The following is a 20,811-nucleotide window of genomic DNA, read 5'->3' as shown; positions in this document are numbered from 1 at the left end:
CCACGCCCGTTACGCGGCAGAACGTTTCGCCGCGTAGCCGTGCGCCTGCGCCACCGTTGCAGACAGCAGCACGCCGCGGTCGGTGCTCAGCCCTGCGGCCAGTCCGGGATCGGCGGCCAAGGCGCCGCGCCATCCCCGGTCCGCGAGCGAAACGACGTGCGGCAGTGTGGCATTGGTCAGCGCGACAGTGGAGGTGTTGGGCACCGCTCCGGGCATGTTGGCCACGCAGTAGAACACCGAATCGTGCACCTGGTAGGTCGGCTCGGCGTGCGTGGTCGGCCGCGAGTCCGCGAAGCAACCGCCCTGGTCGATCGCGATATCGACCAGCACGGAGCCCGGTTTCATCTGGGCGACCAAGTCGTTGGACACCAGGGTCGGTGCCTTGGCGCCCGGCACCAGCACGGCTCCGATCACCAGGTCCGCCTCGCGCACCGCGGTCTCCACCTCGAGCTTGTTGGACATGATGGTGCGCACCCGGCCGCGATACTGCGCGTCGATCTCGCGCAGGCGGGCGATGTTCAGATCCAGCACGGTGACTTCGGCGCGCATGCCGTGCGCCACGGCGATCGCGTTGCCGCCCGCGACGCCCGCCCCCAGCACGGTGACGTTGGCGGGCCGCACGCCCGGCACGCCACCCATCAGCACACCGCGTCCACCGGCGCTGCGCATCAGGTGGTAGGCGCCCGCCTGCGCCGCCAGCCGTCCCGCGACCTCGCTCATCGGTGCGAGCAGCGGCAGCGAGCCGTCGCGGCCGGTCACTGTTTCGTAGGCGATCGCGGTGATACCGGAAGCGAGCAGCGCGTCGGTGCACTCCTTCGACGCGGCCAAGTGCAGGTAGGTGAACAGCACTTGGTCCGCGCGCAGGCGCCGGTATTCCTCGGCCACCGGTTCCTTCACCTTGAGCACCAGATCGGCGGTTTCCCATATCTCGTCGGCGCTGTCGAGCACGCGCGCGCCCGCGACCGTGTAGGCCTCGTCCGGGAAGGCCGAACCCCGTCCGGCGCCCGCCTCGAGGTACACGTCGTGACCGCGCGACACGAGTTCGTGCACGCCCGCCGGCGTGCACGCGACGCGGTACTCGTGGTTCTTGATCTCGCGGGGGATTCCGATTCGCACCTGCACTCCTGATCGTCGATGGGACGGGTATCGGCGACACGCACCGGAGTGTGGTCACCGCTCCTCAGGAGTATGAATATTCTGCAAGTTCGGATCTATATTCCTGAATATAATTCTCAAATAGGCGCGAACTGAATCCGAATCCACGAGCACACGGCCCTTCACCGGCCACCGTCCGCAATATCTTCGGACCGGAACCGGGACGTCTCAGTTCTTCGGCGTCAACAAGACGAGCGGAAGCTCCCGTGTGGTCTTCTTCTGGTAGTCGCCGTACGTCGGATACGCGTCGACGACCTTCGGCCACAGCGTCGCGCGCTCCTCCCCCGTCGCCACCCGGGCGGTCATCGGCACCTTCGGACCGCTCCGCACGGACACGACGACGTCCGGGTTGTCGCGCAGGTTCAGAAACCACGCCGGATGCACGGGGTCGCCCCCGCGCGAGGCCACGACGACGTAGGTGTCGCCGTCGACCACCGGCGCGGTGAGCATGACCGCGTGCGGGCGCCCGGATTTGCGGCCGGTGGTCGTGAGCTCGAGCGACGGCATCCCCGAGAACTCGTTGCCGACCTTCCCCAAGCTGATCTTCAGCAAGGCGCGATGCGCCGTATTCATGGCCTTCAGCGCGAAATTCGAGGGCATGTGATCCTCACAGTCTTCTCTTCGGATAGCTCGGCGCCACGGCCGGCGTCAGCGGCGATTCGGACTGTACCGCAGGCGATCACCGCGCAGACCATCCCGACCACCGCGTCACCTCGATCGCGATCACCGGTCCCGGCGGCGGCTGGACCCGGTAGTCGGGGTAACGGGCGGCCAATCGGCGCTTCGCCATTTCGGCCTCGGCGGCGTCCGCGATGCGGGCGTCCCCGTCGGCGCGCGCCCACCACAGCCGAGTCCAGTCGTCGCTGTAGTGGTCGGCGAGCGCGGTCACGGCGGAGTTCGCCGCGATATTGTCCAGCCGGCGCAGCGCCGTGGTGGTCTTCGGCTTCGCGTCGACGCTGGTATAGATCCGGTCGCCGACGACGACGAACACGATCGGGACCAGATGCGGGCGTGCCGCCGTCGAAACGGTCGCCAACCGCGCGACCGGACTTGCCGCGAATCGCTCGCGCGCGTCCTCGGAACTCAGCCGCATACACGCCTCCTCGATGTCGGCGAACCCGCTAATCGGGGATCGGGTCCGTTCCGCCCCCTATACATCCGGACATTTGCCATGAAATCCCAGCGATCGTCCACTCCCACGCTACGGTCGAGTCAATGTTTGACCCGTCAACAGGCGTTGTCGCCAGAAGGAAGGCGGTAGTGGACATCGATATCACGACGAGGCTGAACCTAGCGTTCGAGATGTGGGAACGCGCGAACGGGCGCCCGCTGGCCGACGAGACGGTCGCATCATGGCTGACCGCCGCCGGGTATGACCTGGCGCCCGGCTACTTGGGGCAGGTGCGGCGCGGGCAAGCCACCACGCTTCCCGAGCAGGCCCGCGCGGGCCTTGCCCATGTGTTCGGCCTCGACCCCAACTACTTCGGCTTCGACCCGGGGCCCGGTCAGGCCGAGGACGCGGAAGTTCTCGCCCATCTCGACAATTCGGCCCTGCGCCGCCTCGGACAGGCCGTGGACGGCGTCTCGCTGCGCACCCTGCTCTACTTGGAGTCGGTCGCGGACGTCCTCCGCGAAGCCGACGGCCTGCCCCCGACCGAGCAAACCGCACAACTCTGATCGACCAGAAACAGCGGCTCGGATCGGCCCCCGGATGCCACCAGCTGGACGGCTCGGGCAGCCCGGTGGGCCGATTTCACCGCCGACCACGCGGCGACACTGCTCCGCCTTCCGGCACCTGGTGAGCCCGCCACGCCGTGGCGTCCAGACCACGAAGTACGTCGCCGTGGCCGACACATATGAGCGCGGCTCCGCCGCACCAGGGATTCCGCCGCAAGCGAAAGCCGCGGCGGGACGGAAGCCGCAGTAATGGGCTACCACTAACCGATAATCTGCGAAATCTTCCGGCATGCTCGGGGCCGAAAGGTTCGGAAGTGCTTGCCGCTCCAGGTATTTCGGCGGCCCGTTCGTGCCGCCGGAGGTAGCCCGTGAGCCGAGAATGCCCACGCAGTACCGCTCGTCATCGATCCCATGGTCGGCGACCTCGCCGGAGAGACCAACCGGCTGCGCGCCGCTGGTCCGCTCACCCGGATCGACCTACTCGGCGTGCCCGCCTGGACGGTGACCCAGCACGCTTCGGCCAGGCAGTTGCTCGTGGACACGAGGCTCGTGAAGGACATCAACGCCTGGTCGCTGTGGCGGTCCGGCGTGGCGACCAGGCAGTGGCCGCTGATCGGCATGATCGACGCAGGTCGTTCGATGTTCACCGTGGACGGCGCCGAGCACCGCAGGCTCCGGATCAAGACCACCCAGGCGATCACCAGACGACGTCTGGACGCGCTGCGCCCGGCCATCGAACAGATGACCGCCGAGCTGCTGGACGATCTCGAGCAGACCGGGCGGGACGGGGCGGTGGTCGATCTGAAAACAGTGTTCGCCTACCCGCTGCCGATGCGGGTGATCAGCGAGCTGATGGGTGTGGACTGCGGCGACCATCCGATGCTGCTCGCCCAGTACAAGGCGTTTTTCTCGCTGCTGACACCGCAGGACGAGCGGCTGCGCGTGATCGACGAGTTGGACGCGTATTTCACCGACCTGGTTCGCACCAAGACCGCCGCCCCAACCGACGACCTGACCAGCGCCTTCATCCTCGGCAGCGTCGACGCCGAACCACTGACGGAGGAAGAAGTGGTAGGCAACCTGAAGGCGCTCGTCGCCGCCGGGCACGAAACCACGATCGGCCTCATCCGCAATGCCGTGCGCGCCCTGCTCGGCCGCCCCGACCAGTTGCGCGCCATCCGCACCGGCGAGTTCGCCTGGAACGCCGCGGTGGAGGAAACGCTGCGCTGGGACAGTCCGGTGACGCATCTGCTGATGCGTTTCGCCACCGAGGACATCACCGATGGCGACGCCGTGATCGAGCGAGGTGAGGGGGGTGATCTCCTACCGCGCGATCGGGCGCGACACCGCCGTGCACGGCACGGATGCCGACGACTTCGACATCACCCGCCCAACGGCCAACCGGCACATGGCTTTCGGCTACGGTCCGCACATCTGCCCCGGGGCGGCCCTTGCCCGCCTGGAAGCGGGAATCGCCTTGCCCGCCCTGTTCGCTCGCTTCCCCGGCCTTCGCTCGGCGGTGCCGGTCGAGGAACTCCGGAATCTCCCGGTGCTCACACAGAACGACCTCGAAGCGTTCCCCGTGTATCTCCGGAACTGATCGAAGCACGCCCCGGTTGTTACCGTGGCGTATGGCCAGCGAATCCTCTGCGGCAGCGCTGCACCGGCGCGCCGAGCTCCGCGACTTCCTCCGCACCCGTCGGGCCCGGCTCACACCGGAGGACATCGGCTTGCCCGCGGTGGGGCGGCGGCGGACACCCGGTTTGCGCCGTGAGGAAGTCGCGGTGCTCGCCGGGGTCGGCGCCTCCTGGTACACCTGGCTCGAGCAGGGACGCGACATCACCGTATCGACCGACGTGCTCGACGCGATCGCGGCGGCGCTGCGGTTGACCGAGCCGGAGCGGGCCCATCTGTACCTGCTCGCCGGGCTCAACCCGCCGCCGCCCGGCACGGCGCGCGACGCCGAAGTCACCCCGCAGCTACGCCAGCTGCTCGACGCGTGGGGATCGCGGCCCGCGGTGCTGCGTGACCGGTATTGGAATCTGCTCGCGATCAACGACACAGCCCGCGCCGTTTTCGGGTTCGGCGACGCCGACTACAACTGCCTGGTCTCGTTCTTCACGAATGCCCGGTACCGCGGCATGCACACGCAGTGGAACGCGATCGCGCCCGCGGTGGTCGCGGCGTTCCGCGCCGACGCGGCGCACTCCCCCGGTGATCCGCGATTCGGCAAGGTGATCGGCGAACTCGCCGCCACCAGCCCCGAGTTCGCCGAGATGTGGGCCCGCCACGAGGTGAATGCCCCGGTCCAGGCCGTGAAGGCGGTGCGTCATCCCGAGGCCGGTGACCTGTTCTTCGATACGACGACTCTTGCGGTGGCGGACAATCCGGACTGGTTCCTGGTGCTGTACAACCCGCAGCCCGGCACCGAGACCGCGGACCGAGTGGACGGGCTGATGCGCATCCGGCTCGCCGCCCTGGCGTGACCGTAGCCTGGTGGTGCCACACCTAGGTCAACTGCACACTGTTCGCCCACTGCGCCCTTCGGCACGCTGATTCCCATGACGCACAGCATTTCCCGATTCGACGGCAAGATCGCACTCATCACCGGCGGCTCGAGCGGCATGGGCCTGGCCACCGCACGACGGTTGCTCGCCGAGGGCGCACAGGTGATCATCACCGGCCGGGACAAGACCCGGCTGGACGCCGCGGTCGAGCAGCTCGGCGAAGACCGCGTGGTGGCGATACCAGGCGACGCGGGGCGACTCGCCGATCTCGAGGCGCTCGCCGCCGCCATCCGCGAGCGGTACGGACGGCTGGACGTGGTGTTCGCCAACGCGGGCGTCGCCTCGTTCCAGCCGCACGGCGAGATCACCGAGGACGAATTCGACCGCGTCGTCGACATCAACTTCAAAGGCGTGTTCTTCACGATCCAGAAGACCCTGCCGCTGCTGTCCGAGCACGCGGCGATCGTCATCAACGCGTCGTGGACGCTGCACCGCGGTCTGCCCGGCGCCTCCCTGTACGCGGCGACCAAAGCTGCCGTGCACAACCTGGCACACACCCTCGCCGCCGAACTGGCACCCAAGGGAATTCGCGTCAATTCCGTGAGCCCCGGGTATATCGAGACGCCGATGTTCCACGACAACGTGAGTCCGGAAGCGCACACGGCGGTTATCGCCGAGGTGGCCAGCGGTCGGCTCGGCACCGCTGAGGATGTCGCCGACGCGGTCGCCTTCCTCGCGTCCGACGAGGCGTCCTACGTCAACGGGCAGGACTTGATCATCGACGGCGGACTGGTCGCGGCCGTCGCCCACCAGATGCTCTAGCCACCGCGCGAAATCCGGTTGACGCCCTGTTCGGGCCGCTCAGTACAGTGGGCCGGTGATTCGCACCGCGGCGCTGGCCCACATCCGGGATCGCCGCCTGTTGCAGGCGCGCTCGGTCGGCAAGGACGTCTTCTACATGGCCGGCGGCAAAATCGACCCCGGGGAGACGCCCGAGGCGGCATTGCATCGTGAGGTGCGCGAGGAACTCGGCGTGGGCGTCGTCTCCTACGCCGAGCTCGGGGTATTCCGGGCCGAGGCGTACGGGCACTCCCCCGGCACCCGGCTGCACATGACGTGTTTCACCGCCGAACTCGACGGCGAACCGCGACCGACCAGCGAAATCGCCGAGCTGCGCTACTTCACCGTGCGCGAGTACGCCGCCATGGACCAGGTCGCCCCCGGCTCGATGATGGTCTTCCGCAGACTGCACGAACTCGGCGCGGTCGACTGGTAACCCCCAAGCAGCACTCACCTCTCCTCGCTGTTGCCGGTCGCGAATGGGTGGGATCGGTGCAGCTGCTCTCGACGCAGCCGAACCGAGAGAACCAGGAGCCGGAACACCAAGCCGATCAAGACCAGGTTGGCGAGCATTTGGCTGAGCACGACGGCTCGGGAGGTCTGGGACGTCGCCACGATGTCGCCGAATCCGACTGTGGTGAAAACCGTTGCGGAGAAATAGAGCGCGTCGAGCCGCGTCAGCGGTTCGCTGAAGTCGCCGGGAGCGGCATCGGACAGCACCGCGTAGACAGTCGCGTAGCCGACGAGATAGAGGCCGAACGTCGCCGCCAGCGCTTGCAATGCCTGCGCGACCGGGTCGAACGCACGCAGCACCTGACGGATCTGCCAAGTCCCCACCGCGCACACCGCCACCAGCCCGAGCAGCAGAAGTAGCAGCGTATGCATGCCGCTGATCCGGGTGAAGGGCAGCGCGAAATACGCCAGCAGCAAGGCGGTGATGGTGACGATCGGGGGCAGCAGCGCCCGGCGGCGCACCCGCCGTCGGTCTCCGGTCGGCCCACTGCGCGAACCGTTCGCTGTCGACATCGAGGGTCCCCTCCCGCATCGGCGTCCGGCCGGTCGCCTGCTGGATCGCAAGGAGCATGCCTACTGCCGGATCGACGCTACCGGCCCTCCTCGCCGAAGTAGATCAATTCCGGTGCCGAATTCTCGGCGCGACGGTGTTCGAGATATCGAGCGACTTCGAAACGACCGTCCGGATGAGCTAACTATGCGAGGATCTGAGCACCGGCGTGATCGATCGACGTACTCGGATCCGTCAACAGGATTCGATACCGCACAAATGCTGATCAATTCCAGACATCGAATGACGCAAACCGGAATTCTCCACCCGACCAGGAGTAGGCCGATGACATCCAGGAAAAGCGTCACCGGAATTGCCGCCGTGGCGGTCGTACTGCTCATGACCGCGGCATGCGGGGACGACAACGGCGCGGAGACGACGCCGACGACCACCGAACAGACGCACCCCATGCGCAGCAGTATCGCCACGACCGCGCGGAATGCGCTCCAAGACGCGGTCAACGCGGCGCTGGCCGCCGCTCCGATCACCTTCGACAGTGGTAGCTCGGACCTCAGTGCGGGGGACGTCGCCACCATCAAAGCGGTCGCGGTCCCCTTGAAGGGCACCGACGCCAAGGTAGAGATCACGACCTACGCCCAGGACGCGAACCCCGCGACCGCCAAAGCCTTAGCCGAGGCGCGGGGCGACAACGTCGCGGCCGAACTCGAGTCCGAGGGCATCGAGAAGGCGCGTATCAGCGTGAAAGCCGAGGCCAACCCGACCGGCGAGGACGTCGAAGTCGACGAGGCGGGGATCAAGGTGGTCGGCTAGGCGCGAAACCGCCATCGACACCGTCGGCCATACTTGGGGGCATGGTCGCCGCCACACGCACCCCACGCAGCAGCTGGATCGAGCAGGGCCTCGCTGCGCTCGCGGCGGGTGGGCTGGAGGCCGTGCGGATCGAGAGCCTGGCGGCGGCGCTCGGGGTGACCAAAGGCGGTTTCTACGGGCACTTCGCCGACCGGAACGCGCTGCTGGCCGAGATGCTCGACACCTGGGAACGCGAGACCACCGACGACGTCATCACCCGGGTGGAAAGCGAGGGGGGCGACGCGCGCGCGAAGATCCGGCGTGCGGGTCTGCTCACCTTCTCCGATGACCGGCTGCGCCCGATCGACCTCGCCGTCCGTGATTGGGCCCGGCGCGATCCCCGCGTCGCCGAGCGGCTGCGCCGTGTGGACAACCGGCGCATGGATTACTTGCGGCAACTGTTCGGCAGCTACTGCTCGGATCCGGACGACGTCGAAGCTCGCAGCATGCTCGCCTTCTGCCTGGCGATCGGCAAACACTTCCTCGCCGCCGAGCACGACGGCCGCACCCGCGAGGAAGTCGTCGCACGCGCCGGGAGCTTTCTGCTCGACCTCCCGACCAAGTAGCCACGGAAATTCGGTGGTGGCGTCGCGGCGGGCGGCGATAGGGTTGCGCGACCTCGCCGCTGCGAGGGTTTGCCGACCTGCGAAGGAGTGGTTTATGTCCCGGCGAGCGCCGAGCGCGCCTCACCGTGTGGATCCGAACGACCTGTCCGGCCACGCCTGACCCAGCCGACGCCGCAAGCGCTTATCGAGGCGCGCTCGGTCTTCTCCTGCTGCATCGCAACACTGCTCAGTTAGGAGTGATCCGGGTGTCGAGCAACACCTCTTCGTCTCATCACGGTCCCAGCCCGTCGCTGCGGACCGATACCTTCACCTGCGTCCGCTGCGGACTCGTCGTCGCGACGCTCGCGCCGGACGACAGCTGGCGCAACCATTGCCCGAGCTGCCTGAGTTCGCGGCACACCCACGACCACGTCGAGGGCGGCGCGTCCGACTGCGGTGCCCGCATGGCTCCGCTCTCGATCGCCGTGCTGCGCACCGGCGAATGGGCCGTGGTGCACCGGTGCACCCGCTGTCAGGAGCTCGCGCTGCACCCCGTGTGTGGCGACGACAATCAGCTGATGCTGATGCGCATGGCCGTGCGCCCGCTGGCCGAGCCGCCGTTCCCGCTCGAAGTGTTCGGCGATCTGTAGGGGTGCGCGATGCCACGAAGGAAACCCGAGGCACGTCGCCCCCAGCGCCCCAAGCATGTATTGCACGGGCGCGGAGGCGAATCCGGCGACATGTTCCGCTGCGTCGAATGCCGCAGGGAGGTCCCGGTCGTCACGCCGGGTACCGCGCACCGCAACCACTGTCCGCACTGCCTGGCCAGCAAGCACGTCGACCGGCGCGTGCCGGGCGACCGCGCCGAGGCCTGCCGCGGCCGGATGGCCGCGGTGAGCATGTCGGCCCGGGACGACGGCGAATGGCTGCTGGTTCACCAGTGCCTGGCCTGCGGCTGCGTCCGGGCGAACCGCATCGCCGGCGACGACAACGCGGTGGCGCTGATGCGGATCGCGTTGCGCCCGCTGGCGGATCCGCGGATCGGCCAGCGGGTACTGCTGTCGTTGTGACCGATCGGTGAAACCCGCCCGGGCCGAGTCGTTCTCGGCCCGGGCGGCGAACCGACCAAAATCGGCTGCTCGGCTCCGCTCGATGCGGCGCATGGCCAGCGTCGTATAGGCCACGCCGTCACCGAGTTTGGTGAAGACCGCGCCGCCCCCTTGACGCAACCGGTTGGTTGCAATATTGTCAGCGGCAACCGATTGGTTGCTATACACTGGAGGTTGTTATGGGATTCCCCGATCAGATCGTGCGGACAGTCGAGCTCGCGCACCCGCCCGCCAAGGTGTGGGCGGCGCTGACCACGGCCGAGGGCCTCGGCACGTGGTTCGGTCATTCGGCGACGATCGACCTGCGTCCCGGTGGCGCCGCGCAGATGACCTGGAAGAACGGCCACAGCGCCGATATGCGGATCGAGCGGGTCGAGGAGCCGAGCGTGTTCGGATTCACCTGGCACATCTATGGATTGCCAGAGGGCGACCCGCGCCGTACCTATGTCGAGTTCACGCTGGAACCGGCCGGCGCCGGGACCCGGCTCACGATGACGGAAACGGGTTTCGCCCAGCTGTCGGCCGACGACCACCGCAAGGCGTTCGACGGCAACACCGAGGGCTGGGCGAGCGAACTGGGTGAACTGGTCGAATACCTTGATGCAGCCTGATATCGAGGCGATCGCCGAGCAGGTCTTCGTCGCCTTGGCCGACCCCAGCCGCCGCGGCATCCTCGCCGCGTTGGCAGCCGGTGGTCCCGCCACGGCAACGGATCTGGCCGATCGCCTGCCGATCACTCGGCAAGCGATCGCCAAACACCTCGCCCTCCTGGCGGACGCGGGCCTGGTCACGGCCGAACCAGGGGAACGACGCCGGATCCGATACCGGCTCAATTCCGCCCCGATGCAAGTGGCGCAACAGTTCCTGGCCGCGCTCGCCCGCGACTGGGACGGCCAGTTCGACGCCTTACGCAGACACCTTGACAACAGGTAGTGCGCCATTCACCCGGATCGGCGGCTACCCGGGAACGTCGGCAACGGGCCAGCGTGGGTCCCGGCCCAGGAGGGCCGCCATGTTGTCCATCGCGGACAGCGCTCGGCCCTCCCCCAACGAGGGACGATAGACCCCGCCCAGACCATTGAGCGGACTGCCCGGGGCGGTGATCGACCGCGCGATAGGCAGCGCTACAGCGGTGAGACGGTCCGGAACTGCGCAGGGTCGGCCGAGCGCACGCGACAGATCCCAGCGATGCACCAGCATGTCGACGAAGTGGACCGACAGCACCAGGTCAGTAGCCATCGCACCGGCTTCGGGCAGATCCACGACGTCGCCAACCTGTTCCATCGCCACCACCCACCGGGCGGCGGTGCGGGCGAAGCCATCGCGTGGATCGTCGGCATGCTCTTCGAGCGGCGCGAACACCGACGCGATGACGGCCTCATGCCGTTCATTCATGTGCTCGATCAGGTCCGCGACCGTCCATCCGGTACACGGTGTCGGCGCACCGAGGTCGACGTCGGGGACGGTGGCGACATCGTGGCCGATCAGCGCCAGGGCCGTCGCGTCGAAACGCAGTAGATCCCGCAAAGTCACTCCTAAGAATTAGCGTCCGGTCGTTCGCTATCATTTTAGCGAACGACCGGTCGCTATGATGGGTCCGTGTCTCCCCGCAACTCACACGCCGAAGCAGCCCGCACCAGGGAACGGATCGTCCGGGTCGCCGTCGAGAACGCGTCGCGGATCGGCGTCGACGGCCTCACGATCGGTTCACTCGCCGACCGGCTCGGAATGAGCAAGGCCGGTGTCGTCGGCCCGTTCGGGTCTCGCGAGAACCTCCAGCACGCCGCACTGGAACAGGCGGGAGGAATCTTTCGCGCAGCCGTCATCGCACCACTCGCCGAGTTGTCACCTGGCACGGCCCGCCTGGCACGGCTGATCGATATCTGGATCGATTACCTAGCCGAATGCCCCTTCCCCGGAGGGTGTTTCGTCACCGCGGCATCGACCGAACTCGACGGAAGGCCGGGTCCGCTGCGAGACCGGCTATGCACCGTGGTCACCGATTGGCGCGCCTTCCTCACCGCGGAAGTCGCCGCGGCACAAGCCGAAACACCCGCCCCGCATCGATCTCCGGAAGAGGTCGCCACCGTCCTCATCGGCATTTCCATGGCGGTGAACCAGGAGATCCAACTGCTCGGTGACCTTTCCGCCGCCCAGCGCGGACGAGCCGCCATGCGCAACGCGGCCGGACTGCCCGCACCAGCCGAGCTTTGACGAGGCTGCGGCGACTCGCGCCCCGCGACCCCACCATACTCCGACGGGTAACAGCGGTTCACTGAGCTACCCATCGCGGTATCAACCGTGAGCTCCATCAGTCTCGTCTTCCGTGAGAACATCCTGCTGCCGCAGATATTCGGTCGCGGTGCGCTTCCTAGGACAGGCCGGGACGCAGTGCTCGTGGATGGCGATGATGCCGCGCGCCTGGCGGATGTCGATACCCGGCACCGCAGCATCCGCGCAGCCGGCGCTGGCCGAGGTGCGTCACGCGCTCACCACCTATCGGATGGCGACCGGTGCACGCCCGGCCGGTGTTGACCATCTGGCTATCCGGCTGGATCAGGCGTGGAAGATCCGCCACACCAGCCCCGATCACCGAACCCAGTTGGGGGCGTTGCTGCCCGGCCTGATCAGGGACGCGCAGCAGGCCGCCCGCCAACAGGAATGAGCCGCGACGTGCAAGACCTGAGCCGCCGCATCGGCGTGCCCGTTTAGCTCTCATCCTTCGGCCGGAACTTTGATCGGGGTTGCGACCGGCAAGGATACGGTGGGTGAGTTGGTGGCGGCCGGTTCCGCTGAGGTCTTCACCGACTTGACCGATACCTGCGCTGTGGTGACGGCGGTGCGGTCGCTAACCGGAATCACATAGCTTTTGTCGTAGGGTCACCGAGCAACAGCAGGCGTACGCAGGACCACCGCGGTATCACCAGGTGCCGTCGCGCGGTGTAGTCCGCGGCGGTCGTAGGCGTAGGTGGCGCCCGCGCCGAGCAGCAGACCCACGGCGAGGCCGAGCACCGTCATCCACAGGCCTTGGCCGAAACCGGCTTCGATACGCGCGTCGAAGAACAGAATGGCGCGCACCGCCAAGTAGATCTGGTGCATGGGTTCGAATCCGGCGAGGTGCGCGATGTAGGTGGGCGTCGCTTCCAGCGGGACCGTGGCCGCCGAGGACGGCAGGCCGAGAACGACGAACAGGACCAGGTTGACCATCAGTCCCGCGGTCCCGAAGGCGGCGAGGACAGCCAGCGCGGTCACGCCGACGGCGATGATGGCCAGAGTTCCGTACAGCCACAACAGCAGCGGACTGCCCAGCGGAACGTCCAATGCCGTTGCCACGGCGAGGAATATCCCGGACAGAATCGGCGCCGCGGTGGCGACAACAGCCCATTTCACCAGCAGGGTGCGGAAGCGGGAAATCCCAGTGGCCGGGGGATGCACGAACCACGGGCCGTATTCGGTGGGAGTGAAGCCGAGTACCGAATCGACGAGAGTGTGGATGATCATGGCGCCGGTGAAGCCCGCGAGCAGCAGGATCAGGGTGTAGAAGAAAGCGACGAGACCCTGCCCGGCGGACTCGTCCATGGGATGGTAAGCCGCGGTGACGATCTGCACCGGGTCGGTGAGCATCAGCCGGGCGGCGCCACTGGGCTCGACCGGCGCGCCGGGACCCGCGGCGAGGGCGGCGTTCACCTGATCGGTCAGGTTCTTGCCGACCGTCTCGTCCACCTGGTGCAGCGCGCGGTCGGCGATGCGCTGCATGATCCCGGTGGTGTAGGGGCCGACGCGCGGGTTGGTGTGGACCGTGATCACCGGACGCTCGATCTCGCCGGGCACCACGGCGGCGGCGCCGAGGATCGCCAGCCGTTTGGTGAAGTCGGACGGGATGACGATCGCACCGTAGACCTCGCCGTGCCCCAACTCTTTACGCGCCTCGGCGATGCCGACCACGCGCAGGTCGATCTTCTCCGGCGAGATACCCGCGACCAGCGCGTCGGTGACAGACGCGCCGATATTGGCGGGCTTGCCGTCGATCGTATCGCCGACGTCCTGATTGACCAGGGCCACCGGGAAGTCGTGCAGGTTCTTCTCGGTATTGCCGGAGTAGCCGAGGTACATGGTCGCGAGCAGCGCCGCGAAAACCATCAGCACCGCGATCGGGGCGGTGAAGGTCCGAACCGTCATGCGAGCCAATGTAGCCAGTGCCAACAAAGTTGGCAATGACTACATTTTGTTATCCTGCCAACACCATGCCGATCAGCCGAGCCCGCTCCTACCATCACGGCGACCTGCGCGCCGAGTTGCTGCAGCGGGCCGAGGCGACGCTGCGCGAGTCCGGGGCCGACGGCCTGTCGCTGCGCGGGCTGGCCCGCGACATCGGTGTCAGTCATGCCGCCCCGACCCGGCATTTCAAGGACAAGCAGGCGTTGCTGGACGCACTCGCGGTGTCCGGATTCGAACGCCTTGCCGCCGCCTTGGAGCAGACCGCCACGGGCTCGCTCGACGGGCACGTCCGCGCAATGGCCAGGACCTATCTCCGCTTCGCGACGGAGAACCCGGCACTCGTCGCGCTGATGTTCGCCCGCAGACACAGCCCAGCCGCGGGCGACGCGATGTCCCAGGCGGTGGACGCGGTCTTCGCGACACCGGTCGCGCTCATCGCGGAAGCGCAAAAGCGCGGTGAGGTCATCGCGGGCGAACCGCGCCGCATCGCACTGTCCGCGGTCGCCATCCTGCAAGGACTGGCCACCTTCGTCAATTCCGGCGTGATCGCCGCCGAGACCGCCGAAGAACTCTTGGACGAGACCACCACCCACATGATCGAGGGACTGCGCCCACGTCCGTGATGCCGCGGCACGGCGCCGGGCGGATCGGTCCGCAACATCCTGCGCACGATAACGAGCCTTTACTCCCGGTGCGCCCGGCGAATACGCGGGTCGCCGACGTGGCGGATCGAACTCCGCCAAGACAACGCTCGCGGCCAGTGCGCCGGAACCGTACCGAGGCGGCAAGCACAGCGGCAACAATCGACCCGGTCGCACGCCCGCCCGTCAGCTGCGCACCCCCGCCGGCATTTCGTCGATGCGAGCGCGCAGCGATCTGCCCGCGGCATACAGGGGTTCGGTCGAGCGAAGCGTACGACTGAGCACGAAGGCGCCCTCGAGGGTGGCGAGTACGGCGAGGATGAAGTCACGGGCGTCCGGAGCCGACAGGCCGCGGCCGACGAAGTAGGCGGTGCCCTCGTCGATCCAGGAGCCGATGACCTCGGCGGCGACGTCGCGGAGGGCCGGTTCGCTGTCGGCGATCTCGCCCGCGACGGTCCCGACCGGGCACATGTTGATCCAGCCGGTCTCTTCGATCTGTTCGGCGGCGGCTTCGAAGGCGGCGGGGACCGCGTCGCTCAGGTCGTCGTGCGGGTCGAACAGTAGCGGGAGCAACTGGATGTAGGCGGCCCCGGATCTGCGCAGGGCCGCGGCGGCAACCTGCGGTTTCCCTCCGGGAAAGTGGTGGTAGAGCGAGCCCATCGGCGCGCGGGCGGCGACGGTGATCTGTTTGACGCTGGTTCCGGCGTAGCCCTGCGTGCGCATCAGCTCGGCCGTGGCGGTGACCAGGCGCTCGGAGGTGCTGGTTGACATCTTCTCGGTCACCCCACCAGACTAGAGCAAATACTCTAGAGCGATCGCTCGAATGGAGGCGAATATGCCGACAATCGACCTTCCCGCGGGACGGGTGCACTACGTCGAGCGGGGCGAAGGACCGCCCGTCGTCCTATTGCACGGCTTGCTGATGAACCACACGCTGTGGGACGAGGTGCTCGGCCTGCTCCCCGACGGCTTCCGGTACGTGCTGCCGGACCTTCCCCTCGGCGCGCACCCCATACCGCTGAAGCCGGGCGTCGACCTGAGCCTGCGCGGCCTGAACCAGCTGCTCGCAGATTTCCTCGCCGCACTGGATCTGCGCGACGTGACGCTGGTGCACAGCGACTGGGGCGGTGCGCTGTTCCTCACCGCTTACGGGCTCGACGAGCGCGTCGGCAGGCTGATCGTGCTGCCGTGTGAGGCTTTCGACAACTTCCCGCCCGGCCTGCCGGGCAAGATGGCGACTGTCGCGACCTATCTGCCCGGCGGAATCACCGTGGCGCTGCGGCAGTTACGCGTCCCGTGGCTGCGTCGCTCACCATTGCTGTTCGGCTGGATGGCGCGCCGCCGGCTGTCCGACGACCTGGTGCGCGGCTGGACCGAACCCGGACTGCGGGACGGCCGCATCCGGCGCGACCTGCTCGCCTATACCAAATCGGGCTTCCGCAGGCGCGAACTCATCGCCCATACCGAAGCGCTGCGGAACTTCGCGGGTGAGGCGTTGATCCTGTGGTCGTCGGCGGGCAAGGTGATGCCGCGCGAGCACGGGCGTCGGCTCGCCGAACTCATCCCCCGTGCGCGACTGGTCGAAATCGACGACGCCTACGTCCTTTCCATGCTCGACCAGCCCACCGCGGTCGCCGAGGCGATGTCGGCGTTCCTCACCGAACACCGCGCCACTCCGGGGCCGAACACGCGGTAGACGTTGGCCAGGAAGCTCGACGCGCGGGCGATGCGCACACCGTGCCGAACGGGCTGCGGGGCCAGAGCACCAGCGTTGTCGATCCGGCATGGGCTTCCACCCCGCGCTTCATGCCGATGCGGCGACCACCAGCCACCGCCTGCACCATGTACCGGCGCGACGACGTCCGATGGCCGCCGCTCGACCAGCCGCCGATCCGGATCAGACTTTCACGGTCGCCAGTTCCGCTGGAGCCGCCGGAGTCTCCGGGATCTCCTGGATCTCGAACGGCTCAGGGGGCTCGTCGTCAGCGCGCCTCCGCGACCGGTAATGGGCCCACTGCAGCAGGCTGATCCCGATGAGTCCGGCAATGGTTGTCGCGATGCCGATCCGGTTGCCGGGCGGGCGCCAGTCGACGACCAGTTCCGCGTCCTCGGTGCCCGCGGGCATGTCGACGGCGAGGAATACGCCTCCGATCGTGTGGGCGGACAGCTCCCGGCCGTTCAGCGTGACCCGGTGGCCGGGCCAGGCCAGCCGCGCGAACACGACGCGCCCGCCGCTGGCCGAGCTCACCACGGCACGGGCCGTGATGTCGTCCAGGGAACTGCTCGACACCGCGGTGACGCCCGCGGTGTGAGCGATCGGGCCGTTGCGGGTGGAAACCTGCCCATCGGCGCGTTCCAGCACCCAGATGTGCCGTTCGTGTCCCGGGTAGTCGACCCACCGCCAGCCGGTGGGCGCGGGACGTTCGCGCGCGTCGGGGTACTGCACGCGATGCAGTACCACCCTGTCGACCTTCATCAGATCGACGATGGATGCCCCCGTGGCGGTTTCGGTCGCGAAGGCGCGGCGGTACGCGTCGGGACAGGTGCTGCCGTCCCAGGCCATGCACAACATGCCCGCGAAAGCGGCGTGGCCGATGGGCGTGTAGGCGTTGACGTAGTCGAGCCCGACGGCCTTGGCGTAGTTGCCGATGGCCAGCGAGCCGTACGCGCCCGCGACGTTCCTGTCCTCGGGGGCCAGGGCGGCGCGGTCGGCCAGTTGCAGGGTGAGGCCGTCGAAATCGGGAAACGCCGCACGCATCGCCGAGCGCCGTTCCGGGAAGTCGTAGGACATCGGCGTCATCGGCGCGCCTCGCACCTGCTCGTAGGCGATGGGGAACATCGCGGCGATGGTCAACGCGCACGCGGCGACCGTCCCGCGGTTGCGCGCAAGCCATACGGCGGCGGCGCCTAGGGCGACGACCGCCAGCACCGCGACCATATGGCGCAGCACCAAGTCCGGCGCGGCGGAAACCGACCGGACGAACAACAGCCCGACCAGCACCGCGGCGGCCGTGGCGCGGCGGCGCGAGGCGGCGAAAGCGCCGTAACGACTGAGCAATACGCACACCAGCACGAGCAGGACGACGGCCAGCATCGGCAGGACCCGGGCGGGCCAGCGCAGCGGTCCGATGGCGCCCGGTCCGGCCGTCCACATCAGCACCGCTGTGGCGAAGAAGGCCACACCGCTCAACTCCCGTGCCGCGGCACGCGCGGCACGCCAGTCGACGAATGCGAGCGCCGGGATGAGGAACCAGGCGATATAGACCATCGGCAGCGGCTGAACATGCCCCCACCATGCGGTGAACGCCGGCGTGGTGCTCGGCAGACTGGCATTCAGCGACTCCGACCACGGCACCGTCAGGAACGGATCGTTGTGGATCTGGGCGCTCCCCCGCCAGGTCACCTGCGAGGACAGAATCCCGGACAGGTTCGCCACAGCCGCCGTGAGCGCGGCACATCCCGCCGCCAGGCACAGTCGTACCGTCGGCCCCCACCGACGCTGATGCACGACCTCACCGGCCGCGACCGCGGCGATGATCAGCGCGGATTCCACTGCTGGGAAGGCATATTGGACGGTGAGCGTCAGATAGAGGAAGACGAACACCGGCAACGGTCCACTCCGACCGCGGGCATACCGCACCGCCGAGGCCCACGCGTGCACCATCCACGCGGTCGCGACATGCGGGGTGAACCAGCTCGCCTGATCGAAGAACAAGAACCAACCGCTCAGCGGGAACGCGATCCCCGCCACCGCCGCCCAGCGGGGACGGGCGCCGTAGGCGAGGCAGATGCGGAACACGCCGAGCGCGGCGATGATCGAGAAGACGAGCTTCACCGCCGTCGCGTAGGCGGCCAGATCGTCCATCGACGGTGCGAGCAGGTAGACCAGCAGCTGCGGCGGATTGAACAGTGCCGCCTCTTCCAGGGTGTAGTTGCCCGCCATCCACTCGTGCGGAACGAGGGCGGGAAACCTGCCGTCGCGCAACAGCTCTCCGAGCCTGACCCACATGGGTGCGTACTGCGCCTCGGTGTCGTCGGTGTAGTAGTGCCTGGCGTCGGCGAGCAGCACCGCCGCATACCCGGCGATCACGCCGATGACGGTGGCCGCACCCCAGACGTAGTGCTCTTTTCGCGCTCCGGGCGCCGCGCCAATCCTCACAAAGCGCGCAGTGTAGTGGCGACGGGTGAACTCGTCACGTCCTGTTGACGCGATATGTCCGGGTTTTCGCCATCGGACGAGGAAGTGCGCCGACTTGCCTTGACGTCGACGAGAAGGTTTAGCGTTGCGGTGACGTCGGTGAAGGAGGATGGATGCGAATCGGCGAACTGGCGCAGCGCGCGGGTACCAGCACGCGTGCCCTGCGCTATTACGAGGAGCACGGCCTGGTACGGCCGCGCCGCGCGGCCAATGGGTATCGCTCGTACGACGAGGCGGAGCTGCGGATCGTGGCGGAGATTCGCGCGCTGCTCGGAGCGGGTTTCGATCTCGACGACATCCGCCCGTTCGTCGCCTGCCTGCGGGCGGGCAACCCCTCGGGCGACATCTGCCCGGACTCGGTCTCCACCTTGCGGCGCAAACTGGCCGAGGTCGATTCCTACATCGACCGCTTGGAGACCGTTCGCGGTCAACTGCGCGGCCAGCTCACGGCGGCCTGCGAGTTCGACCGGATCGAGGAGGGCCGGTGAAGTTCGCGGTCAGCTACAGCACTCCGTTCTTCGGCACCGACCCGGACCGGCTGATCGGCTACGCCCAGCACGCCGAACACTGCGGCTTCGAAGCCATCTACCTGCCCGAGCACATCGCGTTGTACCCGGGCGCCACGGTCGGGCCGATGGAGATCACGCCGTCGGTGCCGTTCGCCGACCCACTCGACGCGCTGAGCTTCGTGGCCGCCGCGACGGACCGGATCCTGCTCGGCACGTCGGTGCTGTTGCTGCCGTACCACCATCCAGTGGTGCTGGCCAAACGCCTGGCGACCATCGATGTGCTGTCCCAGGGGCGGATGCGCCTGCTGACGGTGGGGCTGGGCACTCTGCCCGGTGAGGCGGAGGCGGTGGGCGTCGATTTCGGCACCCGCGGCCGCCGGGCCGACGAGGCCATCGACGTGCTGCGCCTGCTGTGGTCGGGCGACTCGAATGGGGTGAGCTTCGAGGGCGAGTTCTTCCGCTTCGAGAACCTGTGCAGCTTCCCGAAACCCTATGTGAGCCAGCGGCTGCCGATTCATGTCGGCGGATCGAGCCGGGCCGCCGCCCGGCGGGCCGGGGCCCGTGGTGACGGCTACTTCCCCGGCGGCGCGCTCGGTCCCGGCGAACGCGCCGTCCAGCTGGAGATCGCCCGCGCCGCGGCGGCGGACCGGGGCATCGACGCGTTCGAGTACACCCGCTGGGGATCGCTCGATATGCCGGTCGAGCGGGTCGAAGCGCTGGTCGAGCAGGGTGTCACACGCATCGTGGTGAGCGCGAGCACGGGTGAGCCGCAGCAGGCGCGCGAGGAGCTGTCCGGCTTCGCCGAGCGCTTCGGACTCGCGCACGCACCGGCCTGACCCGGCAGCCGGACGCGGACGGCCTCAGACCGCGTGTCCGGCGGTCAGGTCGGCCACCGCGTGATAGTGCAGCGTCTCGGCCCCGCGGCGCGGCGCTGCTCCGTCCTCCGGTTCCAGCAGTATCCCCACGTGGTCGCCGAAGTCGTAGCGGTCCCGGATGCGGGCACTGAACCAGCTGGGCACGGAGCTGATCACGGGCACGCCGCCGGGCCCAGGGGTCCAGTCGCAGTGCACGAACTTGTCGATGTCGTCGCCGGTCTCACCGCCGAACAGCCGGGCAAGCGACAGCTGTTCACTGCCGAGCACATGCACCGCGACCCGCTCGGCGCGCTGGGCGACCCGGTAGGTGTGGTTGCGTTTGGACAGGCCGACCAGGAACCGGCGCGGCTCGATGCTCACCTGCGTCGCGAAGCCCACGAGACATCCGGCCCGCCGCCCATCGGCCTGGACGGTGACCAGCAGCACGGGATAGTCCGCCGCCGCGACCACCGCGTCGAACACTGCGGTCCGGTCTTCGGTAGCCATGGGTCCTCCCAGCGTGATGCGACGTCTTCCCCGGATGCCCGCGCGATCCTCGGGCAAACGTTCCGGGCTGGGCACCACTCACCCTACAACTGCGGCGGCGAATCGTCTGAGACGGTGACGCCAACAGGGGTGCGGTGCCCATGAGACGGCTGCGTAGGTCAGCGCTTTCTGATCTACG

26 protein-coding genes and 1 pseudogene are annotated in these 20,811 nt (G+C 68.1%); 18 read left to right on the top strand and 9 right to left on the bottom strand.

The genetic code is table 11. The features are described from left to right. Positions 1-9: 9 nt before the first annotated feature. The 3 genes from ald to AB0M45_RS17375 all read right to left on the bottom strand — a co-directional run bounded on the left by ald (position 10) and on the right by AB0M45_RS17375 (position 2,248). Positions 10-1,116, bottom strand: a complete 1,107-nt coding sequence (gene ald, locus AB0M45_RS17385) for an alanine dehydrogenase (RefSeq protein ID WP_364329463.1) — start codon at positions 1,114-1,116, stop codon at positions 10-12. 207 nt (positions 1,117-1,323) lie between these two features. Further along, positions 1,324-1,755: a nitroreductase family deazaflavin-dependent oxidoreductase gene (locus tag AB0M45_RS17380; RefSeq protein ID WP_364329460.1), complete on the bottom strand. Its 432-nt coding sequence runs from the start codon at positions 1,753-1,755 to the stop codon at positions 1,324-1,326. Positions 1,756-1,834: 79 nt separating this feature from the next. Beyond that, the gene (locus tag AB0M45_RS17375) at positions 1,835-2,248 is read right to left on the bottom strand and encodes a TIGR03668 family PPOX class F420-dependent oxidoreductase (RefSeq protein WP_364329457.1); all 414 of its coding nucleotides are present in this window, start codon (positions 2,246-2,248) and stop codon (positions 1,835-1,837) included. A gap of 167 nt (positions 2,249-2,415) precedes the next feature. Between AB0M45_RS17375 and AB0M45_RS17370 the strand changes: the two genes are divergently transcribed. The 6 genes and pseudogenes from AB0M45_RS17370 to AB0M45_RS17345 all read left to right on the top strand — a co-directional run bounded on the left by AB0M45_RS17370 (position 2,416) and on the right by AB0M45_RS17345 (position 6,615). Then, positions 2,416-2,832, top strand: a complete 417-nt coding sequence (locus AB0M45_RS17370) for a hypothetical protein (protein ID WP_195130169.1) — start codon at positions 2,416-2,418, stop codon at positions 2,830-2,832. A gap of 411 nt (positions 2,833-3,243) precedes the next feature. Further along, positions 3,244-3,954, top strand: a pseudogene (locus tag AB0M45_RS17365) (cytochrome P450); the annotation flags it as partial. A 184-nt stretch (positions 3,955-4,138) separates the two neighbouring features. Continuing rightward, positions 4,139-4,432, top strand: a complete 294-nt coding sequence (locus tag AB0M45_RS17360) for a cytochrome P450 (protein ID WP_364329453.1) — start codon at positions 4,139-4,141, stop codon at positions 4,430-4,432. A 31-nt stretch (positions 4,433-4,463) separates the two neighbouring features. Continuing rightward, complete coding sequence (locus tag AB0M45_RS17355) at positions 4,464-5,318, top strand: helix-turn-helix transcriptional regulator (RefSeq protein WP_364329450.1); 855 nt, start codon at positions 4,464-4,466, stop codon at positions 5,316-5,318. 75 nt (positions 5,319-5,393) lie between these two features. Continuing rightward, positions 5,394-6,161 carry a glucose 1-dehydrogenase gene (locus AB0M45_RS17350; RefSeq protein WP_364329447.1) on the top strand — a complete coding sequence of 256 codons (768 nt, stop codon included), beginning with the start codon at positions 5,394-5,396 and terminating at the stop codon, positions 6,159-6,161. A gap of 55 nt (positions 6,162-6,216) precedes the next feature. Further along, a complete protein-coding gene (locus AB0M45_RS17345) occupies positions 6,217-6,615 on the top strand; it encodes an NUDIX domain-containing protein (protein ID WP_364329444.1) in 399 nt (132 codons plus the stop codon). Between the two features lie 14 nt (positions 6,616-6,629). On the opposite strand, the gene AB0M45_RS17340 is transcribed toward AB0M45_RS17345, so the two are convergent. Next, a complete protein-coding gene (locus AB0M45_RS17340; protein WP_364329441.1) occupies positions 6,630-7,205 on the bottom strand; it encodes a potassium channel family protein in 576 nt (191 codons plus the stop codon). A 322-nt stretch (positions 7,206-7,527) separates the two neighbouring features. Here AB0M45_RS17340 and AB0M45_RS17335 point away from each other — a divergent pair, with 322 nt between their 5' ends. From AB0M45_RS17335 to AB0M45_RS17310, 6 genes are all read left to right on the top strand, one after another. Continuing rightward, the gene (locus AB0M45_RS17335) at positions 7,528-8,013 is read left to right on the top strand and encodes an OmpA family protein (RefSeq protein WP_364329439.1); all 486 of its coding nucleotides are present in this window, start codon (positions 7,528-7,530) and stop codon (positions 8,011-8,013) included. Between the two features lie 41 nt (positions 8,014-8,054). Beyond that, positions 8,055-8,618 carry a TetR/AcrR family transcriptional regulator gene (locus tag AB0M45_RS17330; RefSeq protein ID WP_364329436.1) on the top strand — a complete coding sequence of 188 codons (564 nt, stop codon included), beginning with the start codon at positions 8,055-8,057 and terminating at the stop codon, positions 8,616-8,618. A 245-nt stretch (positions 8,619-8,863) separates the two neighbouring features. Continuing rightward, positions 8,864-9,247, top strand: a complete 384-nt coding sequence (locus AB0M45_RS17325) for an RNHCP domain-containing protein (protein WP_364329433.1) — start codon at positions 8,864-8,866, stop codon at positions 9,245-9,247. Positions 9,248-9,256: 9 nt separating this feature from the next. Next, positions 9,257-9,667 (top strand): RNHCP domain-containing protein, encoded by a 411-nt coding sequence (locus AB0M45_RS17320; protein ID WP_364329429.1) that lies wholly within the window; start codon positions 9,257-9,259, stop codon positions 9,665-9,667. A 218-nt stretch (positions 9,668-9,885) separates the two neighbouring features. After that, positions 9,886-10,317 carry an SRPBCC domain-containing protein gene (locus AB0M45_RS17315; RefSeq protein ID WP_364329426.1) on the top strand — a complete coding sequence of 144 codons (432 nt, stop codon included), beginning with the start codon at positions 9,886-9,888 and terminating at the stop codon, positions 10,315-10,317. After that, entirely contained in the window at positions 10,307-10,639 is a 333-nt protein-coding gene (locus AB0M45_RS17310) for a metalloregulator ArsR/SmtB family transcription factor (RefSeq protein ID WP_364329423.1), read from the top strand. Before AB0M45_RS17315 ends, AB0M45_RS17310 begins: the two co-directional genes overlap by 11 nt. 24 nt (positions 10,640-10,663) lie before the next feature. Here AB0M45_RS17310 and AB0M45_RS17305 read toward each other — a convergent pair whose 3' ends face one another. Continuing rightward, entirely contained in the window at positions 10,664-11,233 is a 570-nt protein-coding gene (locus AB0M45_RS17305; protein WP_364329420.1) for a maleylpyruvate isomerase family mycothiol-dependent enzyme, read from the bottom strand. A gap of 72 nt (positions 11,234-11,305) precedes the next feature. Here AB0M45_RS17305 and AB0M45_RS17300 point away from each other — a divergent pair, with 72 nt between their 5' ends. Further along, positions 11,306-11,920 carry a TetR/AcrR family transcriptional regulator gene (locus tag AB0M45_RS17300; RefSeq protein ID WP_364329417.1) on the top strand — a complete coding sequence of 205 codons (615 nt, stop codon included), beginning with the start codon at positions 11,306-11,308 and terminating at the stop codon, positions 11,918-11,920. A gap of 187 nt (positions 11,921-12,107) precedes the next feature. After that, a complete protein-coding gene (locus tag AB0M45_RS17295; protein ID WP_364329414.1) occupies positions 12,108-12,371 on the top strand; it encodes a hypothetical protein in 264 nt (87 codons plus the stop codon). A gap of 215 nt (positions 12,372-12,586) precedes the next feature. Here the strand turns inward: AB0M45_RS17295 and AB0M45_RS17290 are convergent, their stop codons facing one another. Next, the gene (locus tag AB0M45_RS17290; RefSeq protein WP_364329411.1) at positions 12,587-13,885 is read right to left on the bottom strand and encodes a DUF3533 domain-containing protein; all 1,299 of its coding nucleotides are present in this window, start codon (positions 13,883-13,885) and stop codon (positions 12,587-12,589) included. 65 nt (positions 13,886-13,950) lie between these two features. Between AB0M45_RS17290 and AB0M45_RS17285 the strand changes: the two genes are divergently transcribed. Next, positions 13,951-14,547 (top strand): TetR/AcrR family transcriptional regulator, encoded by a 597-nt coding sequence (locus tag AB0M45_RS17285; protein ID WP_364329408.1) that lies wholly within the window; start codon positions 13,951-13,953, stop codon positions 14,545-14,547. A gap of 204 nt (positions 14,548-14,751) precedes the next feature. Here the strand turns inward: AB0M45_RS17285 and AB0M45_RS17280 are convergent, their stop codons facing one another. Further along, complete coding sequence (locus AB0M45_RS17280; RefSeq protein ID WP_364329405.1) at positions 14,752-15,348, bottom strand: TetR/AcrR family transcriptional regulator; 597 nt, start codon at positions 15,346-15,348, stop codon at positions 14,752-14,754. Between the two features lie 52 nt (positions 15,349-15,400). On the opposite strand from AB0M45_RS17280, the gene AB0M45_RS17275 reads away from it, so the two are divergent. Continuing rightward, positions 15,401-16,261: an alpha/beta hydrolase gene (locus AB0M45_RS17275; RefSeq protein WP_364329402.1), complete on the top strand. Its 861-nt coding sequence runs from the start codon at positions 15,401-15,403 to the stop codon at positions 16,259-16,261. Between the two features lie 201 nt (positions 16,262-16,462). On the opposite strand, the gene AB0M45_RS17270 is transcribed toward AB0M45_RS17275, so the two are convergent. Further along, on the bottom strand, positions 16,463-18,724 hold the full coding sequence (locus tag AB0M45_RS17270; RefSeq protein WP_364329399.1) for a hypothetical protein: 2,262 nt from the start codon (positions 18,722-18,724) through the stop codon (positions 16,463-16,465). 152 nt (positions 18,725-18,876) lie between these two features. On the opposite strand from AB0M45_RS17270, the gene AB0M45_RS17265 reads away from it, so the two are divergent. Both AB0M45_RS17265 and AB0M45_RS17260 read left to right on the top strand, forming a co-directional pair. Continuing rightward, a complete protein-coding gene (locus AB0M45_RS17265; RefSeq protein ID WP_364329396.1) occupies positions 18,877-19,251 on the top strand; it encodes a MerR family transcriptional regulator in 375 nt (124 codons plus the stop codon). Continuing rightward, entirely contained in the window at positions 19,248-20,108 is an 861-nt protein-coding gene (locus tag AB0M45_RS17260) for a TIGR03619 family F420-dependent LLM class oxidoreductase (RefSeq protein ID WP_364329393.1), read from the top strand. The genes AB0M45_RS17265 and AB0M45_RS17260 overlap by 4 nt, the downstream gene beginning before the upstream one ends. A gap of 24 nt (positions 20,109-20,132) precedes the next feature. Here AB0M45_RS17260 and AB0M45_RS17255 read toward each other — a convergent pair whose 3' ends face one another. Beyond that, the gene (locus AB0M45_RS17255) at positions 20,133-20,633 is read right to left on the bottom strand and encodes a flavin reductase family protein (RefSeq protein WP_364329390.1); all 501 of its coding nucleotides are present in this window, start codon (positions 20,631-20,633) and stop codon (positions 20,133-20,135) included. Positions 20,634-20,811: the final 178 nt, after the last annotated feature.

Origin of the sequence: Nocardia sp. NPDC051787 (assembly GCF_040681325.1) — a bacterium.
Classification (GTDB): Bacteria; Actinomycetota; Actinomycetes; order Mycobacteriales; family Mycobacteriaceae; genus Nocardia.
Note: the sequence above shows the minus strand (reverse complement) of the source record. Positions and strands in the feature narration are given on the sequence as shown.

What these genes read in the sequence shown, in the direction of transcription:
- AB0M45_RS17265 (WP_364329396.1), top strand. Translation starts at nt 18,877, where the DNA reads ATGCGAATCGGCGAACTGGCGCAGCGCGCGGGTACCAGCACGCGTGCC.
- AB0M45_RS17255 (WP_364329390.1), bottom strand. Translation starts at nt 20,633, where the DNA reads ATGGCTACCGAAGACCGGACCGCAGTGTTCGACGCGGTGGTCGCGGCG.
- AB0M45_RS17380 (WP_364329460.1), bottom strand. Translation starts at nt 1,755, where the DNA reads ATGCCCTCGAATTTCGCGCTGAAGGCCATGAATACGGCGCATCGCGCC.
- AB0M45_RS17340 (WP_364329441.1), bottom strand. Translation starts at nt 7,205, where the DNA reads ATGTCGACAGCGAACGGTTCGCGCAGTGGGCCGACCGGAGACCGACGG.
- AB0M45_RS17290 (WP_364329411.1), bottom strand. Translation starts at nt 13,885, where the DNA reads ATGACGGTTCGGACCTTCACCGCCCCGATCGCGGTGCTGATGGTTTTC.
- AB0M45_RS17310 (WP_364329423.1), top strand. Translation starts at nt 10,307, where the DNA reads ATGCAGCCTGATATCGAGGCGATCGCCGAGCAGGTCTTCGTCGCCTTG.
- AB0M45_RS17275 (WP_364329402.1), top strand. Translation starts at nt 15,401, where the DNA reads ATGCCGACAATCGACCTTCCCGCGGGACGGGTGCACTACGTCGAGCGG.
- AB0M45_RS17285 (WP_364329408.1), top strand. Translation starts at nt 13,951, where the DNA reads ATGCCGATCAGCCGAGCCCGCTCCTACCATCACGGCGACCTGCGCGCC.
- AB0M45_RS17355 (WP_364329450.1), top strand. Translation starts at nt 4,464, where the DNA reads ATGGCCAGCGAATCCTCTGCGGCAGCGCTGCACCGGCGCGCCGAGCTC.
- AB0M45_RS17375 (WP_364329457.1), bottom strand. Translation starts at nt 2,248, where the DNA reads ATGCGGCTGAGTTCCGAGGACGCGCGCGAGCGATTCGCGGCAAGTCCG.
- AB0M45_RS17350 (WP_364329447.1), top strand. Translation starts at nt 5,394, where the DNA reads ATGACGCACAGCATTTCCCGATTCGACGGCAAGATCGCACTCATCACC.
- AB0M45_RS17330 (WP_364329436.1), top strand. Translation starts at nt 8,055, where the DNA reads ATGGTCGCCGCCACACGCACCCCACGCAGCAGCTGGATCGAGCAGGGC.
- AB0M45_RS17315 (WP_364329426.1), top strand. Translation starts at nt 9,886, where the DNA reads ATGGGATTCCCCGATCAGATCGTGCGGACAGTCGAGCTCGCGCACCCG.
- AB0M45_RS17335 (WP_364329439.1), top strand. Translation starts at nt 7,528, where the DNA reads ATGACATCCAGGAAAAGCGTCACCGGAATTGCCGCCGTGGCGGTCGTA.
- AB0M45_RS17295 (WP_364329414.1), top strand. Translation starts at nt 12,108, where the DNA reads ATGGCGATGATGCCGCGCGCCTGGCGGATGTCGATACCCGGCACCGCA.
- AB0M45_RS17320 (WP_364329429.1), top strand. Translation starts at nt 9,257, where the DNA reads ATGCCACGAAGGAAACCCGAGGCACGTCGCCCCCAGCGCCCCAAGCAT.